A 15,201-nucleotide genomic window follows, 5' to 3' on the forward strand; every position below is an offset into this window, starting at 1 on the left:
TACCAACGGGCGCGTTGGGCCAGAATGCAGTGGTGACAGATTCCGCAGCCCCACCTGCTCGGCGAACCGGCAGATGGCTCCTCGCCGCGGTCGGCGGCTGGGCCGCATTGGCAGCGTTCTACTACCTGACGTTGCCGATCTTCGGCGTACTGGGGTTGCTCGGCTGGCTGGCTCTCGCGGGGTTCTGGATCCTGGCCGTTGTCACCACCGTGCTCGCGATGGCGGCGCTCATCGGGCGCAAGGCGTACGCCAGGGCAGCCGTCACGGGGATCCTGGCGATCGTGGCCGCTGTCGCCGTCTGGAATGCCGATTGGCTGGACATCTACCTCAAGAGCCAGCTCTGGCTACACCAGGACAGTCTGAGCAAACTGGCCGGTGCCCACCAGACGGGCACTCTGCCCACAAATGCGTCGTTGCCGTGGCAGCTCAGGTACCTGTCCATCGACGGCCACGCACATCATCAGATGGGTTCGACTACGGATGCGCTGTACCTGCCCATGTGGGAGAACTGGCGGGGCGAGGCCGGCGGAGGCCTGGTTCACCTGACCGAACCGCCTGACAGCGACACCATCATCGTGACAGCACCCGGCGGCGTCAGCGGGCCCGATCGGTATCTCGGCAACGGCTGGTGGTGGGTCGAAGGAGGCTGACAAGCGTCGGCCCCCGCAGCGCAGCCGGCCCACTCGAGCACCACTCGAGCACCACTCGAGCACGCTTCGCTGGATCAGGGTTCTCTGTCGAATCTTGGCGCAGGATTCGACCCGGAACCCTGATCCAGCGCGAAAGCGACGCGCGGAGCGGCAGCCGACCAGCGCGAAAGCGACCTGCGGAGCGTCAGGAGCGTCAGCCGGCCGGCGCGAAAGCGACGCGCGGAGCGTCAGTTGTTAGGGGGCGGCGAGTGCCTCGGTGGGCGAGAGCCGCGCGGCGCGGATCGCCGGGTACAGGCCGGCCAGGCCGCCGATCAGGACCGTGGCGGCCAGACCGCCGCCGCTCGCCCAGGCCGGGACGACCGACGGCCAGTGCTGGTACGCCGCGTACGCCGTGGTGACCGCGACGCCGAGCGCGACCCCGCCGAGTCCGCCGAGCGCGGACAGCAGCAGTGACTCGGCGAGGAACTGCATCCGGATCTGACCCCGGGTCGCGCCTAGTGCGCGGCGTAACCCGATCTCGGCCCGCCGTTCGAGCACCGAGATGACCATCGTGTTGGCCACGCCTACTCCGCCGACCAGCAGGGCAACCGCGCCCAGCCCGAGGAGCAGCCCGTTGAGCGCAGAGTCGGTGGCTCGGCGTGCGGCGAGGATTTCCGAGGGTCGGGAGACGGTGACGTTGCCCGGCGCACGCGGGTTCGCCGTCGGGGCGAGGACCGCGTGCACGGCTTCGATGTCGCGGTCGTCGACTCGTGCGTACACGGTGGTGGCCCGCCCGTCGAAGTGGAACGCGGTCGCGGCCTGGTCCCAGCCGATCAGGACGGCGGTGTCGAGTTCGGGAGCCAGCCGCACCGGCGACAGCACTCCGATCACGGTGAAGCGCACGCCGCCGACGAGGATCTCCGCCGCCGGGCTGGGCCGGCCGATGCCGAGCCGGGTCGCCGCCGACGCGCCGAGCACAGCCGCCGGGTAGCGGCCGGTGGCGTCGTTGAGCCAGGCGCCCCGGCGGACGGTGGCGCTCACGGCGCCCGGCAGGCTGGTCCGGGCGGCCAGCACGCTGAGCGCGTTGGTCTCCACCGTTGGGATCTTGTCGGAGCGGTAGACCCGCAGGCCGGGCACGCGCCCGATCGCCGAGACCCGGGTCACCGGGCCGATCCGGCCGATCATCGCCTCGGCCTCGGCCGGCAGCGCGGCGTCCTGGCCGGTCGCGGTCCGTCCGGTGGAGACGGTCAGCAGGTTGGTGCCCAGCGCCGCGAGCTCCCGGTTCACCTGTTCGCGAGACGAGGAGGAGATGCCGACCACGGCGACCATCGCGGCGATGCCGATCGCGATGCCCAGCGCCGACAGCCAGGCCCGGACCGGGCGCGTACGCAGTCCGGCCGCGCCGACCCGAACGACGTCGGCGGGTGCCAACCGGCTCGGGGCGAGGGTGCTCATGCGATCACCCGCCCGTCGTGGACGCGTACGCGTCGGTCGGTGGCGGCGGCGACATCGCGATCGTGGGTGATCACCACGACCGTCGTCCCGTCGGCGTGCAGGCTGCGCAGCAACGCCATCACCTCTGCGCCGGAGCCGGAGTCGAGGTTGCCGGTGGGTTCGTCGGCCAGCAGCAGCGCCGGCTCGCCGACGACGGCACGCGCGATCGCCACCCGCTGCCGTTCACCACCGGACAGGGCATGCGGCTCATGGTTCAGCCGATGTCCCAAGCCGACCCGTTCCAACGCGGTACGCGCCCGCGCGCGCCGGGACCGGGCGGGTACTCCGGCGTACAGGAGGCCGTCGGCCACGTTGTCGACCGCCGGGACACCCGCCGCGAGGTGGAACTGCTGGAACACGAAGCCGATGCGGCTCGCTCGCAACGCCGACAGCTGCCGGTCGGACAGCCGGGCGACGTCGTGTCCGTCGATCACCACGCGACCGGCGCTGGGCCGGTCGAGCGTCCCGGCCAGATGCAGCAATGTGGACTTACCGGAGCCGGACGGTCCGACGATGGCCACGAACTCGCCCGCCTCGATCGTCAGGCTCGCCCCGTCGAGCGCGCGTACGCCGCCCGCGTACTGCTTGGTCACCTCGGTGAGCGCGATCATCCGGGCATCCCGACGGTCATCCCGGCGGTCAGCCCGTCGCCGGTGACCTCGACTTGGCCGTGCGCGAACAGGCCGGGTCGCACTGGCAGGTATCGGGTGGCCGAGCCGTCGACGACCTCGACGCCGTAGCCGCCTTCGGCCAGCGCCACCAGGGCCGCGATCGGGACGGTGAGCACGTTCGGGTGCTCTGCGGCGGTGAAGCCGACCGTGACGACCGCGGCCTCGACGCCCCGGGCGGCGGTCGCGTCGCGCAGTGAGACGACGACTTCGATCATCGTCGTCGGGGCGGCGTCGCCGGTGGTCGGCTGGTCGACCACGGTGGCCACCCGGTCGACCCGGCCGGGCGTCTGCGTGCCGTCCGGCATCCGCACACTCACCGGTACGCCGACCCGCGCCAGCCGCTGCTCGGTCACCTCCAGGCGTACGGTGATCGTCCGGCCGGTCCCGGTGTAGGTGAGCACCGGCTGTCCCCCGCCAGTCGGCTGGTTCACGCCGGCCGTGACCGTGTCGATCCGGATCGGACCGGCCGCGTACAGCACCTGGCCCAGCTCCACTCGGCCGGTCTGGGTCAGGCCGAGCGCCCGCTGCCAACGGCGTACAGCCGCCGCAGTGCTCGCCGAGAAGCGGTCGTCGACGTCGAATCCCTGATATCCCAAGGCTTTCAGGTTGATCTCCAGTTGCCGCACATCCTTGCCGACGGCCCCCTGCCCCACCGTCCGGTACGCCGCGACCGTCCCGTACAGCAGCACGACGGGCCGATCGTCGACCCGGTAGACGGCCTGCCCCCGGCTGATCACCGCACCGGCGGCCGGCACCCGGGTGACCACCCCGCCGATCCAGCCCGGCGCGGTGTCGGCGACGCCGTACCCCAGGTCGCCGATGACCTCGATGCTGTCCTGCAACGTCTGCCGGGTCACCTGGGCCGTCTGCGGCGGCAGGTCGCCGGCCGTGCGCTCGGTCGGCCCGGAATCGCCGATGCCGACGGCGGCGGCGGTAGCAGCCCCGGCGACGAGCGCGATCGCCCCGGTCGCCACCGCGGTACGCGTACGGCGGTTCACGAGCTGGGCCGCAACGTCGCCGCCGCCGACGCGTACCACTGGTCGGTGAGCTGGTCGCACACGTTCTTCGCCGCCGGGTAGTCGGGGTCCTCGCCGACCTGCTGCGACACCCGGGTCTGCCCCTGCGCGTCGGGGTCCGGATACTGCTCGACGCCGTGTTCGCGCATGCAACGCGCGTACCGGCGGCTCAGCTCGGTCTTCAGGTCGATCTCGGGGCCGACCCGGGGCGGTCGCAGACTCTGGCAGGCCGCGAGGGCGGCGTCGGCCTTGCCCTTGTCGAAGCCGGGCTGGACGTGGCCCTCGTCGGCGTCGTCGCCGGTGCCGATCGGGTCGTCCATCGGCACGCCGTGCTGACGCATACACGTCGTGTACGCGATCAGCTGGTCGTAGTGGCTCAGCGTGCTCGACGGCGCCGGGGTGGTCGTCGCGGTGCCCCCGCTGGCCACCGACGGTCGCCCGTCATCGGTGCAGCCCGCAGTTGCGAGCAGCAGCGAGACCAGCACGATCCCCCATATCCTCGTACGCATCCGTCCTCCTCGAAGTCGAGCCGTCAGCAGCTCGGTAGCGAAAGGCGAGCTATGTGCGGCTCAGTGGAGCAAGGCGGCGGCAACACCACGGTCACAGCGGCTGTAACGCCGGTGTAACCCGTCGGCGGCGAGACTGGCGGGGAGGGAGGTCCGGTGCGCGTACTGCTGATCGAGGACGAGCAACTGCTCGCCGAGCAGATCGCGGAGGGTCTGCGCGACCACGGCATGGCCGTCGACCTGGCCGGGGACGGGCTGGACGGGTTGCACAAGGCCGCCGCCAACCGCTACGACGTGATCGTCCTGGATCGCGACCTGCCCGGTGTCCATGGCGACCAGGTCTGCACCGCGTTGGCCGCCGGCGAGGCCGAGGCCCGCATCCTGATGCTCACCGCGTCCGGCGAGGCCGCCGACCGGGTCGCCGGGCTACGCCTGGGCGCCGACGACTACCTGCCCAAGCCGTTCGTCTTCGACGAGCTGGTGTTGCGGCTGCGGGCGCTGGCGCGGCGGTCGGCCAACGCGCCGCGCACGCTGCACCGAGCCGGGTTGACGTTCGACACCGCCCGCCGGATCGTCACCCGTGACGGCCGGGTCCTGCCGCTGACCACCAAGGAGCTGGCCGTGCTGGAGATCCTGATGAGCGCCGACGGCGCCGTGGTCAGCTCCGAGGATCTCCTGGAACGGGCCTGGGACGAACACGCCGACCCGTTCACGGCCACGGTGCGGGTCACCGTGGCCCGCCTGCGCCGCAAGCTCGGCGACCCGCCGCTGATCGAAACCGTCGTCGGCGCGGGATACCGGCTGTGAAACCCACCATCCGCCTGCGGCTCACGCTCGCCTTCGCCGTCCTGCTACTGGGCACCTGCGCCACGGTCCTGGCCGTCAACGACGCCCTGCTTTACAACAGCTTGTACGCGCAGATCAGCAGCCCGAACCCGGAACAGTCGCAGCCGACCTCGTTGTCGCAGAACGATTACAGCGACGACCTGGCCGGCAAGGACGCACAGAAGGCGCACGCGTTAGAGGTGCAGCAGGCGCTCTCGGCCCAACTGCGTGCCGGCGCCCTCCGTAGTGCGGCCGGACCGTCAGCGGCCGCGCTGGCCGTCGCCGCGCTGCTCGGGCTGGGCATCTGCTGGCTGGTCGCCGGCCGGATGCTGCGCCCACTGCGTACGCTCACCGCCGCCACCCGGCGCATCTCGCAGGACCGGCTGCACGAACGCATCGCCCTCACCGGTCCGCGCGACGAGCTGAAGGAGCTGGCCGACACCTTCGACGAGATGGTGACCCGGCTGGAATCGTCGTTCACCAGCCAGCGGCGGTTCGTCGCCGACGCCGCGCACGAGCTGCGTACGCCGCTGGCCATCGTGCGTACCGGGGCCGAGGTTCAGCTGGCGCGACGCGACAGCACGCCCGCCGAGTGGGAGGCGTCGGCCCGGCGGGTGCTGTCGGCGGCCGGGCGCGCCGAACGGCTCCTCGACGGGCTGCTCGCCCTGGCCCGCAGCGACAGCGGCGTGCTCGCCGCCGAACCGCACGACCTGGCCGTCGCGGCGGCCACCGCGCTCGCCGACGCCGACGACGAAGCCGAACAGGCCGCGCTCACGGTCACCAGTGATCTGCGGCCGGCACCGGTCGTCGGCGACCCGGCGCTGCTGGACCGGCTGGCGGCGAACCTGGTCCACAACGCCGTACGCCATAACCACGACGGCGGCTGGGTAGCGGTCACCACCACCCACGACGAGGCCGTAGTGTCGCTCACGGTGAGCAACAGCGGCGCGATCGTCCCGGCGGCCGACGTCGACCGGCTGTTCGAACCGTTCCAGCGGCTGCCCGCCCAGCCTTCGACGCGACCGGCGCCGGTGCGCTCGACCGGGCTCGGCCTGGCCATCGTGCGGTCCATCGTGCGGGCGCACGGCGGGACGATCACGGCGATGCCCAACGACGGCGGCGGCCTCACCGTCGTGGTGACACTCCCGGTCGATGATCATGGTCAATTCGCTGTCGTTATGGCAACGCAGAATTGACCATGTTCATGGCGCGCCGAGCGCCGAACGCGAAGCCGGCAGCGACACCGTAATCAGCAGCCCACCGTCAGGCCGTGGCTCCGCCGCGACGGTTCCACCATGGACGGACGCGATCGAGGCGACGATCGCCAGCCCCAGTCCGAGCCCGTCCCGGGTGGTGCCGTCGTGCAGCCGCTGGAACGGCTTGAACAGATCGCCGGCCCGCTCCGGCTGCACGACCGCGCCGGTGTTGGCCACCTCCAGCACCGCCTGGTCGTCGTCGACCCGGGTGCTGATCCACACCTGGCCGCCGGGCACGTTGTAGCGCACCGCGTTGTCGATCAGGTTCGCCGCTAGTCGTTCCAGCAACACCGGATCGCCGGTGGTGACGGCCGGTTCGAAGTCGGCGTGCACGACGCGGTCGCCGCGGTCGACGCCGTCGAGGGCGTCCTCGGTCGCCGTGGCGAGATCCACCTGATCGCGTACGGTCAGGCCGTGATCGTTGCGGGCCAACGTGAGCAGCGCACCGACGACCGCCTCGGCCTGGTCCACCCCCATACGCACATCCCGCCCCATGGCCAGCAGCTCGTCGGCCGTCGGCGCCGGTTTGGCCAGCACGACGTCGACGGACGCGCCCATCACCGCCAGCGGCGTACGCAGTTCGTGCGAGGCGTTGGCGATGAACCGCCGCTGACTGACGAAGGACGCCTCCAACCGGGCCAGCATCGCGTCGAACGTGTCGGCCAGCTCCCGCAGCTCGTCATGCGGCCCGGCCAGCCCGACCCGGGCCGACAGGTTGTGCTCCGACGCCGCCTGCGCCGCCGCCGTTATCTGATGCACCGGCCGCAGCACCCGCCCGGCGACGAGCCACCCGGCCAGCGCCGCGAGCAACGTCACCACCACCAGCGTGATCACCGAGTACTGCAACAGGTGCGACAGCGTGATGTCCCGCTGCGACTGCGCCCCCGCGCGTACGCCCTCCCGGAAGGCCGACTCGCACTTACGCCGCAGATTCTCGTCCGTCGTGGTATCGACGATCTGCCGGCAGTAGTCGATGAACGCCTCGGGATGCTCCATGAAGAACATGTCCCGCTCGGAGCCCTCCCGCGCCCCCACTGCACCCGGGGACGTCGACGACGGCGGCACCACCGTCGACAGGCTCGCGACCAGCGCGTAACTGACGCCCACGACGATCGCGCCGAAGACGAAGAACACCGCCGAGTACAGCAGGGTCAGGCGTACTCGGATCGACAGCCGGTTCACAACCGATACCCCCGTCCGACGACCGTCTCGATCAGCGGCGGATCGCCGAGCTTGCGGCGCAGCCGGGTCATCGTCACCGACACGATGTTGCTGAACGGATCCGCGTGCGCGTCCCACACATGCTCCAGCAGATCCTCGGCGCTGACCACTCCCCCGTCGGCCGCCGCCAGCATCTCCAGGACGCCGAACTCCTTGCGGGTCAACGACAACGCTCGCGTCCCCCGGCTCGCGCGATGCCGGGCCCGGTCCACCACCAGATCCCCGCGACGCACCAGTGGCGGGGCGGACGGCGCCCGGCGGGCCAGCGCGCGTACCCGGGCCACCAGTTCGTGGAACGCGAACGGCTTGCCCAGGTAGTCGTCCGCGCCCAGCTCCAGGCCGTCGACCCGATCGTCCACCTCGGCCGCCGCGGTCAGCATCAGGATCCGCGCGGGGCCGCCCGCGAGCGTGCGGCACACCGCGTCGCCGTGCACCGCGGGCAGGTCGCGATCCAGAATGATCACGTCATACGCCGTGAGCCCCGCCTCGGCCAGTGCGCTCGCCCCGTCATGGACCAGGTCGACGGCCATCCCGGCGTCGCGCAGCCCCTCGGCGACGCGGACGGCCAATGTCACGTGATCCTCGGCGACCAGCACCCGCATGCGGGCAATTGTGCGCCGCGCGAGATGACATCCGCCCGACATCGCCGGTAGCGCCCGTGTCATCGACGTACGCGTAGACACCGATGCATGAGACGAATCCTCCTCATCGCCACAGCGGCGGCGCTCGCCACACTCGCCTTGGCCGCGTGCAAGAGCAGCGACGACGACGGCATCGCGACCGTGCAGGGCACGGCGTCGCCGACCCCGACAGCCTCGTTCGAGCCGGACCGGGCGGGGTTCGCCAGATGCATGCGCGAGCACCACGTCAACATCCCCGATCCGGTAGCGGGCCAGGAATGGCGACTGGACAAGCCGAAAAACGTGACCCGCGAGCAGTTCGAGGCGGCCGCGAACGCCTGCCAGAGCTTCCTCGGCGAAAGCATCCTCGGCCAGCCCCCGTCTCCGGAGGAGATGGAGAAGCTGCGCGCGTTCGCGGTCTGCATGCGCGAGCACGGCATCGAGATGACCGATCCGCTGCCCGACGGCAACATGAAGATCAACGGCCGGCTGGGACAGCTCAACCGTACGCAGCTCAACGCCGACCCGCAGTTCCGGGCGGCCGAGGACGCCTGCAAGCACCTGCTGCCCGTCGACGACGGGAAGAAGAAATGAAGCGGCCGCTGCGTACCGGGCTGGTGACCGGATCGGCCGCGCTGGCCACCGCCGCCGTGGCCGCCGCCGCCCTGGGCATCGGCGGCGGCACCGAGACACCGCAGGGGAACACGCCTCAGCAGGCGACCACGCCCGTCACCCGGACGACCCTGGTGCAGTCCGAAGAGGTCAACGGAACGCTCGGCTACGGTCCCCCGACGCCGGTCAGCACCGCCACGGGGGCGGTGCTGACCTGGCTGCCTGCACCGGGCGCGACGATCAGCCGGGGCCGGGCCGTCTACCGCGCGGACAACCTGCCGGTCGTGCTGTTCTACGGCACGCTGCCGCTGTACCGGCCGCTGCACGTGGGCGACACCGGCGCCGACGTGAAGGAGATCGAACGCAACCTCGCCGCGCTCGGCTACTCCGGGATCACTGTGGACACCCGCTACACGGCGGCGACCGCGGCCGCGGTGAAGAAGTGGCAGAAGGCGCTGGGGCTGAGCCGAACCGGCGTGCTCGACCCGGCGACGGTCGTCGTCGCACCGGGCGCGATCCGGATCGCGGCCGTCCAAGCCCATCCCGGCGACCACGCCAACGGCCCGGTCCTGTCCTACAACGGAACGACGCGGGTCGTCAGCGTTTCGCTCGACGTCGCTCTGCAGAACCTCGTCAAGACCGGTAACCCGGCGAAGATCACGCTGCCCGGTGGGCAACTCGTCGACGGCGTACTGGCCACGGTCGGCACGGTCGCCACCCCGGGCGCGGACGCCAACCACCCGGCGACGATCGCATTGACCGTCACCGTCGCCGACCAGTCGAAACTCGGCGGGCTCGACGAGGCCCCGGTCGTCGTCTCGATCACCTCCGCCAAGGCGGAGAACGTGCTCACCGTGCCGGTCGCCGCGCTGGTCGCCCTGGCCGAGGGCGGCTACGGCGTCCAGATCGTCGACACGGCCGGCAGCCACTACGTGAGCGTGCGGTTGGGCATGTTCGCCGACGGACGCGTCGAGATCACCGGCGACGGTCTCTCGGAGCAGACCCAGGTGGGGGTGCCGTCGTGATCGTCCTCGATCAGGTCGGCAAGACCTATCCCGGCGGCGTGACGGCGTTGCGCGACGTGACGCTGACCATCGACGCCGGGGAGCTGGTGTCGGTGGTCGGCCCGTCGGGCTCGGGCAAGTCCACTCTGCTGCACCTGCTCGGCGCGCTGGACACGCCGAGCACCGGCACCGTACGCATCAAGGGCGCCGACGTCGCCCGGCTGTCCGACACCGACCTGTCGGCGTTGCGGGGTCGCGTCATCGGCTTCGTCTTCCAGCAGTTCCACCTCGCGTTGGGCGTACCAGCGGTGGAGAACGTGGCCGACGGTCTGCTGTATGCCGGGGTCGGGCAGCGCGAACGACGGCGGCGGGCCGCTGAGGCACTGGACCGCGTGGGCCTGGCGCATCGGCTGGAGCATCAGCCGCATCAGCTGTCCGGCGGCGAACGGCAACGGGTCGCGATCGCGCGGGCCGTGGTCGGCTGGCCGGAGGTGCTGCTGGCCGACGAGCCGACCGGCAACCTGGACTCGGCGGCGGGCGCGGAGGTGATGCGCCTGTTGCGGGAGCTGAACGCGGACGGCACCACGGTCGTCGTGATCACCCACGACCAGGACGTGGCCGCCGGGCTCGACCGGCAGATCAAGGTACGCGACGGGCAGGTGCTGTCATGACCGCTTCATCGCGTCTGCTGCCCCGCGACGTGCTGCGCGTGGGCGCGGCCGGATTGCGCACCCGCCCGCTGCGGGTCTTCCTGTCCGCGCTGGGCATCGCGATCGGCATCGCCGCGATGGTGTGCGTGGTCGGCATCGCCAGCTCCAGCCGGGCCGGACTCGACCGGCAGCTCGCCGCACTCGGCACCAACCTGCTGCGGGTCGAACCCGGCCAGACGATCCACGGCGACGCCTCCCACCTGCCGGCCGCGGCGGTCGACATGGTCCGCCGCATCGGCCCGGTCGAGTCGGCCAGCGCCACCGCCCGGCTGCCCGACATCCACGTGTTCCGCAGCGACAAGGTGGGACAAGGCGAGACCGGGAACCTCACCGTGTTCGCCGCTCGCGACGATCTGCTCGACACCGTCGGCGGCTCGCTCGCCAGCGGCGCGTGGCTCAACCCGGCCATCGAGAAGTTCCCGGCCGTGGTACTCGGCGCGGCTGCCGCCCAACGGCTCGGCGTCCCCCGGGCGACGCCGGAGGTGAAGGTGTGGCTAGGCGGTCAGTGGTTCACGGTTATCGGCATCCTGCACCCCGTGCCGCTCACCCCCGAACTGGATTACGGAGCGCTGGTCGGCTGGCCGGTCGCCGTGGCCCAACTGCGGTTCGACGGCTTCCCGGTGACGATCTACACGCGTACGCGGGACGAGTCGGTGCTCGCCGTCAAGGGAGTGCTGGCACGGACGGCGAACCCGGAGCACCCGAACGAGGTGCAGGTGTCGAGGCCGTCGGACGCGCTGACCGCCAAGCAGGCCGCCGATGCGACGCTGACCGCGCTGCTGCTGGGCCTCGGCGCGGTGGCGTTGCTGGTCGGCGGGGTCGGCGTGGCCAACACGATGGTCATCTCGGTCCTCGAACGGCGGGCCGAGATCGGGTTGCGGCGGTCCCTCGGCGCGACACGGCGGCACATCCGGCTGCAGTTCCTGGCCGAGTCACTGCTGCTGTCCGGACTCGGCGGCACCGGCGGTGCGGTGCTCGGCATCGGGGTGACCACGGCGTACGCGTCCTATCAGGACTGGCCAGCGGTCGTGCCGCCGTGGGCCTCGGCCGGTGGACTGGCCGCGACGCTGATCATCGGGGTGTGCGCCGGGATCTACCCCGCCTGGCGGGCCGCCCGGCTCTCCCCCACCGAGGCCCTCGCCGCCACGTAACGCCCCCTTTTAGCGGCAGATCACGGATACGCATGTGATCCTTGGCGGTGGTGGCCTGGATATCCGTGATCTGGTGGAAACGCGTGACCCGGTGGGCGTCCGCGGAGGCCCTGGTGCTCGTCGCCGGGGTCTTCGCGGTGCTGGCCCTGGCCGGGCTGTTCGTCGAGGTGCTGGACGCGGTCGGCGACGCCGACGACCTGACCGTCATCGACCGCCCGACCGTGGCCTGGCTGGCCGACCACCGTACGCCCACGCTGACCACCGTGGAGATCGCGATCACCACCCTGGGCGACGCGAAGGTGCTCGTCCCGCTCGTGTCGCTGGCCGCCATCGCGGTGGCGTGGCGGCTGCGGTCCTGGTATCCGATCGTGCTGACGCTGGTCGGGCTCGGTGGCGTACACCTGCTCACGAACGCGATCAAAGTGCTGGTCGCCCGGCCCCGGCCCAGCCCGCCCGACCAGGCTGTCACCGTGGTCGGCTACTCCTTCCCGTCCGGGCACACCACCGGGTCGCTGGTCGGCTTCTGCCTGCTCGCCTGGCTGCTCTGCCTGCTGACCAAGCGTGCCTCGATCCGCGTCGCCGCCTGGGCCGTGGCGATCATCGCCGCTGTCCTCGTCGGGCTGTCCCGGGTGTACCTCGGCGTGCACTATCCGAGCGACGTCATCGGCGGCTGGCTGCTCGCCCTGGCCTGGCTCGGCACGGTCGCCGTCGGCGCGCGGATCTTCCACCGCTATCGCACATCAGGTCGCTGACCCACCGGCCACTGTCGGGTCCTGAACATCGGCGCGGCGTAGCCGTGCGGACCCGGCGTGGGTCGGTTACGGTGCCGATGACGCGGGGGCGGGCAACCGGCAGTCGCGGGCGGCCCGGAACGGCGGCTACGGCACCGACGAGCCGGTCATCGCCTGGATGGGATCTCCGATCATGAGCGTTGAAGGAGTCGACTACACCACCCCCGAGCGGCCCAGCGTCGCGGCGCTCGTAGCAGCCGGGAAAGTGTTCGCGTGCCGGTACGGCGGCCCCGGCGGCGCGTGGAAGCACCTCGATCTGACCGAGGTACGCCAGCTCACCGCAGCCGGCATCGCGATCGTCGCCAACGCCGAAGGCACGGCCGACGGGCTGCTGGGCGGCCGGTCCGCCGGTGTCGCGTGGGCGACCTCGGCCGCCGACCATTTCCGCCTCCTGGGCATGCCCGCGGATCGGCCGATCTACTTCTCCGTCGACTTCGACACCACCTCGGGCGACTGGGCCACCTTGGACGCCGCGTTCGACGGCATCGCCTCGGTGATCGGCCGCGCCCGTACCGGTGTCTACGGCGAGTACTCGATCGTCCGGCACCTCGCCGGGAACGGCCGAGCCCGTTGGTTCTGGCAGACCTACGCGTGGTCCAGCGGCCAGTGGTACGCCGGCAACCACATCGAGCAGTACCGAAACGGCGTGTCGCTGGGCGGCGGCACGGTCGACCTCAACCGAGCCAACCAGGCCGACTACGGCCAGTGGGGAGTTGACGACATGTCCGCAGAGGCCGACAAGCAGATCAGGGATCTGCACTACGCGATGTTCACCAACGATCTGCCCACCCGGCCGGTCGGATCGCAGTCCCGCGACGCCAAGAGCACCCTGGCCATGGTCGCCGAGATCCAGGCGGAGCAGAAGGTGCTCGCGGAGAAGGTCGACCAGATCCTCGTCGTCCTGGAAGAACTCGCCGAGAAGGTCGGCCCGCTGCCCGCGACCGTGACCATCCTCGGCGGTGAACTGCAACTCGGCTCGGCGGAGTAACCCTCCAGCCGCAGCGGCGGCCGACCGGCCGGCCGGGTGATCACATCGCGGCGAAAAGCGTACGGTGTCGTCGCATGAGCATCCGGGTCTTTCGCAATGCCGCCGTGCACACCGGCGACGACCGGCCATCCGCCCAGGCGATCGCGGTCGAGGACGGGCTGATCCTGGCGGTCGGCTCCGAAGCCGACGTACGCGCCGCCGCCGGTCCCGCCGCGGAACTGGTCGACCTCGACGGGGCGGCGGTGATCCCCGGCCTCAACGACGCGCACATCCACACCGCCCAGTACGCCCACGGTCTCACCACGGTCGACCTGGCCGGAACGCGGTCGCTCGCCGAGGCCCTGGCGAAGGTCGCCGAGCGCGCGGCCGGGCTGCGCCCGGGTGAGTGGCTGCTGGGCGGGCGCTGGAACAGCAACGTGTGGGACCAGCCCGCGCAGCCCGACCGGTACGCACTGGACTCGGTGTGCCCGGACAACCCGGTGGCGCTGCCGACCGTCGACGGCCACACGTGCTGGGCGAACTCGGCCGCGCTGCGGCTGGCCGGGATCGACGCGTCGACCCCGGACCCGATCGGCGGGCACATCGTCAAGGACGCCTCCGGTGAACCGACCGGGATCCTCCGCGAGACCGCCATGCATCCGCTGAACCCGTTCATGGCGGCCACCGACCTCGGCCGGCTGCTGCGTATCGGCCAGGACAACCTGCTCGCGCTCGGCCTCACCAGCGTCCACGACATCGACGGCGAGGACTGCCATCAGGCGTACCTGGAGTTGAAGGCGGCCGGGGACCTGAAGCTGCGGGTTCACAAGGCGACCCGGCTGCCGCACTTCGAGAAGGCGCTCGCCGAAGGACGCCGGACCGGCCAAGGCGACGACTGGTACCGCATCGGCCCGCTGAAGGTCTTCAGCGACGGCGCGCTCGGCTCGCACACCTGTCACACGAGCCGGCCGATGACCGGCGGCGATCAGGGCATCGCCGTCCAGCCCTACGACGAGCTGGTGCGACTGTTCCGTACGGCGGCCGAGGCTGGCATCGCGGTGGCGACCCACGCCATCGGCGACCAGGCCAACCATCTCGTGCTGGACGCGTACGAGCAGATCGGGCCGACGCCGGGGCTGCGCCACCGGATCGAGCACGCGCAGCACCTGCAGCCGGGCGACGTGACGCGCATGGCGCGGCTCGGCGTGATGGCGTCGATGCAGCCGGTCCACTGCACCAGCGACATGGACCTGGTGGACTCGCTGCTGTCCGGGCATGACCTCGCCTCGTACGCGTGGCGCGGCCTGCTGGACGCCGGCGCGGTCCTCGCCTTCGGCTCGGACGCCCCGGTCGAGGACCCGAACCCGTTCGCGGCCCTGTACGCGGCGGTGACCCGGACGCGGCCGGACGGCAGCCCGATCGGCGGCTGGCAGCCCGAGCAGCGCATCACCATGGCCGAGGCGATCCGGGCGCACACCTACGGCGCGGCGTACGCGGCCGGCGAGGAAGACCGCAAGGGGCGGCTCGCACCCGGGCAGCTGGCCGACTTCATCGCCGTCGACGTCGACCCCTATGCCGACTCGCCAGCCGCCGTCCTCCGTACGCAGGTGCTGTCGACCGTCGTCGGTGGCGAGGTGAAGTACCAGCGCGGGGCGTGAGCAGGGCCGCTGATCTGTGCGGATGTGGGAATGTACGCTCGCCGCGCCCATATCCGATGGCAGCATCGGC

The 15,201-nt window shown here is 71.5% G+C and carries 16 protein-coding genes; 10 read left to right on the forward strand and 6 right to left on the reverse strand.

The window, feature by feature from the left end; genetic code table 11:
* Positions 1–32 precede the first annotated feature (32 nt).
* Complete coding sequence (locus AB0M47_RS01880; protein ID WP_363406745.1) at positions 33–650, forward strand: hypothetical protein; 618 nt, start codon at positions 33–35, stop codon at positions 648–650.
* Positions 651–884: 234 nt separating this feature from the next.
* On the opposite strand, the gene AB0M47_RS01885 is transcribed toward AB0M47_RS01880, so the two are convergent.
* From AB0M47_RS01885 to AB0M47_RS01900, 4 genes are read right to left on the reverse strand one after another with little or no spacing between them, the layout of a single operon-like run.
* Positions 885–2,084 (reverse strand): ABC transporter permease, encoded by a 1,200-nt coding sequence (locus AB0M47_RS01885; protein WP_363406748.1) that lies wholly within the window; start codon positions 2,082–2,084, stop codon positions 885–887.
* Entirely contained in the window at positions 2,081–2,734 is a 654-nt protein-coding gene (locus AB0M47_RS01890; protein WP_363406751.1) for an ABC transporter ATP-binding protein, read from the reverse strand. Before AB0M47_RS01890 ends, AB0M47_RS01885 begins: the two co-directional genes overlap by 4 nt.
* Positions 2,731–3,852: a peptidoglycan-binding domain-containing protein gene (locus AB0M47_RS01895; protein ID WP_363406754.1), complete on the reverse strand. Its 1,122-nt coding sequence runs from the start codon at positions 3,850–3,852 to the stop codon at positions 2,731–2,733. The genes AB0M47_RS01890 and AB0M47_RS01895 overlap by 4 nt, the downstream gene beginning before the upstream one ends.
* Complete coding sequence (locus tag AB0M47_RS01900) at positions 3,789–4,319, reverse strand: hypothetical protein (RefSeq protein WP_363406757.1); 531 nt, start codon at positions 4,317–4,319, stop codon at positions 3,789–3,791. The genes AB0M47_RS01895 and AB0M47_RS01900 overlap by 64 nt, the downstream gene beginning before the upstream one ends.
* 153 nt (positions 4,320–4,472) lie before the next feature.
* On the opposite strand from AB0M47_RS01900, the gene AB0M47_RS01905 reads away from it, so the two are divergent.
* Both AB0M47_RS01905 and AB0M47_RS01910 read left to right on the forward strand, forming a co-directional pair.
* Positions 4,473–5,123, forward strand: a complete 651-nt coding sequence (locus AB0M47_RS01905) for a response regulator transcription factor (protein WP_253761937.1) — start codon at positions 4,473–4,475, stop codon at positions 5,121–5,123.
* Positions 5,120–6,337 carry a HAMP domain-containing sensor histidine kinase gene (locus tag AB0M47_RS01910; protein WP_363406761.1) on the forward strand — a complete coding sequence of 406 codons (1,218 nt, stop codon included), beginning with the start codon at positions 5,120–5,122 and terminating at the stop codon, positions 6,335–6,337. Before AB0M47_RS01905 ends, AB0M47_RS01910 begins: the two co-directional genes overlap by 4 nt.
* Positions 6,338–6,343: 6 nt before the next feature.
* On the opposite strand, the gene AB0M47_RS01915 is transcribed toward AB0M47_RS01910, so the two are convergent.
* Positions 6,344–7,579: a HAMP domain-containing sensor histidine kinase gene (locus tag AB0M47_RS01915; RefSeq protein ID WP_363406764.1), complete on the reverse strand. Its 1,236-nt coding sequence runs from the start codon at positions 7,577–7,579 to the stop codon at positions 6,344–6,346.
* Complete coding sequence (locus tag AB0M47_RS01920; RefSeq protein ID WP_363406767.1) at positions 7,576–8,220, reverse strand: response regulator transcription factor; 645 nt, start codon at positions 8,218–8,220, stop codon at positions 7,576–7,578. Before AB0M47_RS01920 ends, AB0M47_RS01915 begins: the two co-directional genes overlap by 4 nt.
* Before the next feature lie 87 nt (positions 8,221–8,307).
* On the opposite strand from AB0M47_RS01920, the gene AB0M47_RS01925 reads away from it, so the two are divergent.
* The 7 genes from AB0M47_RS01925 to AB0M47_RS01955 all read left to right on the forward strand — a co-directional run bounded on the left by AB0M47_RS01925 (position 8,308) and on the right by AB0M47_RS01955 (position 15,131).
* Positions 8,308–8,832 carry a hypothetical protein gene (locus AB0M47_RS01925; protein WP_363406770.1) on the forward strand — a complete coding sequence of 175 codons (525 nt, stop codon included), beginning with the start codon at positions 8,308–8,310 and terminating at the stop codon, positions 8,830–8,832.
* Positions 8,829–9,875, forward strand: coding sequence for a peptidoglycan-binding domain-containing protein (locus AB0M47_RS01930; protein WP_363406773.1), 1,047 nt, complete (start codon positions 8,829–8,831; stop codon positions 9,873–9,875). The genes AB0M47_RS01925 and AB0M47_RS01930 overlap by 4 nt, the downstream gene beginning before the upstream one ends.
* Positions 9,872–10,525, forward strand: a complete 654-nt coding sequence (locus tag AB0M47_RS01935) for an ABC transporter ATP-binding protein (RefSeq protein WP_363406776.1) — start codon at positions 9,872–9,874, stop codon at positions 10,523–10,525. The genes AB0M47_RS01930 and AB0M47_RS01935 overlap by 4 nt, the downstream gene beginning before the upstream one ends.
* Positions 10,522–11,715 (forward strand): ABC transporter permease, encoded by a 1,194-nt coding sequence (locus AB0M47_RS01940; protein ID WP_363406779.1) that lies wholly within the window; start codon positions 10,522–10,524, stop codon positions 11,713–11,715. Before AB0M47_RS01935 ends, AB0M47_RS01940 begins: the two co-directional genes overlap by 4 nt.
* 83 nt (positions 11,716–11,798) lie before the next feature.
* Positions 11,799–12,467 (forward strand): phosphatase PAP2 family protein, encoded by a 669-nt coding sequence (locus AB0M47_RS01945; RefSeq protein WP_363406782.1) that lies wholly within the window; start codon positions 11,799–11,801, stop codon positions 12,465–12,467.
* A gap of 172 nt (positions 12,468–12,639) precedes the next feature.
* Positions 12,640–13,494, forward strand: coding sequence for a glycoside hydrolase domain-containing protein (locus tag AB0M47_RS01950; RefSeq protein WP_363406785.1), 855 nt, complete (start codon positions 12,640–12,642; stop codon positions 13,492–13,494).
* A gap of 74 nt (positions 13,495–13,568) precedes the next feature.
* Positions 13,569–15,131 carry an amidohydrolase gene (locus AB0M47_RS01955; protein ID WP_363406788.1) on the forward strand — a complete coding sequence of 521 codons (1,563 nt, stop codon included), beginning with the start codon at positions 13,569–13,571 and terminating at the stop codon, positions 15,129–15,131.
* Positions 15,132–15,201: the final 70 nt, after the last annotated feature.

It is taken from the genome of Hamadaea sp. NPDC051192, assembly GCF_040682475.1.
GTDB classification, from domain to species: domain Bacteria; phylum Actinomycetota; class Actinomycetes; order Mycobacteriales; family Micromonosporaceae; genus Hamadaea; species Hamadaea flava.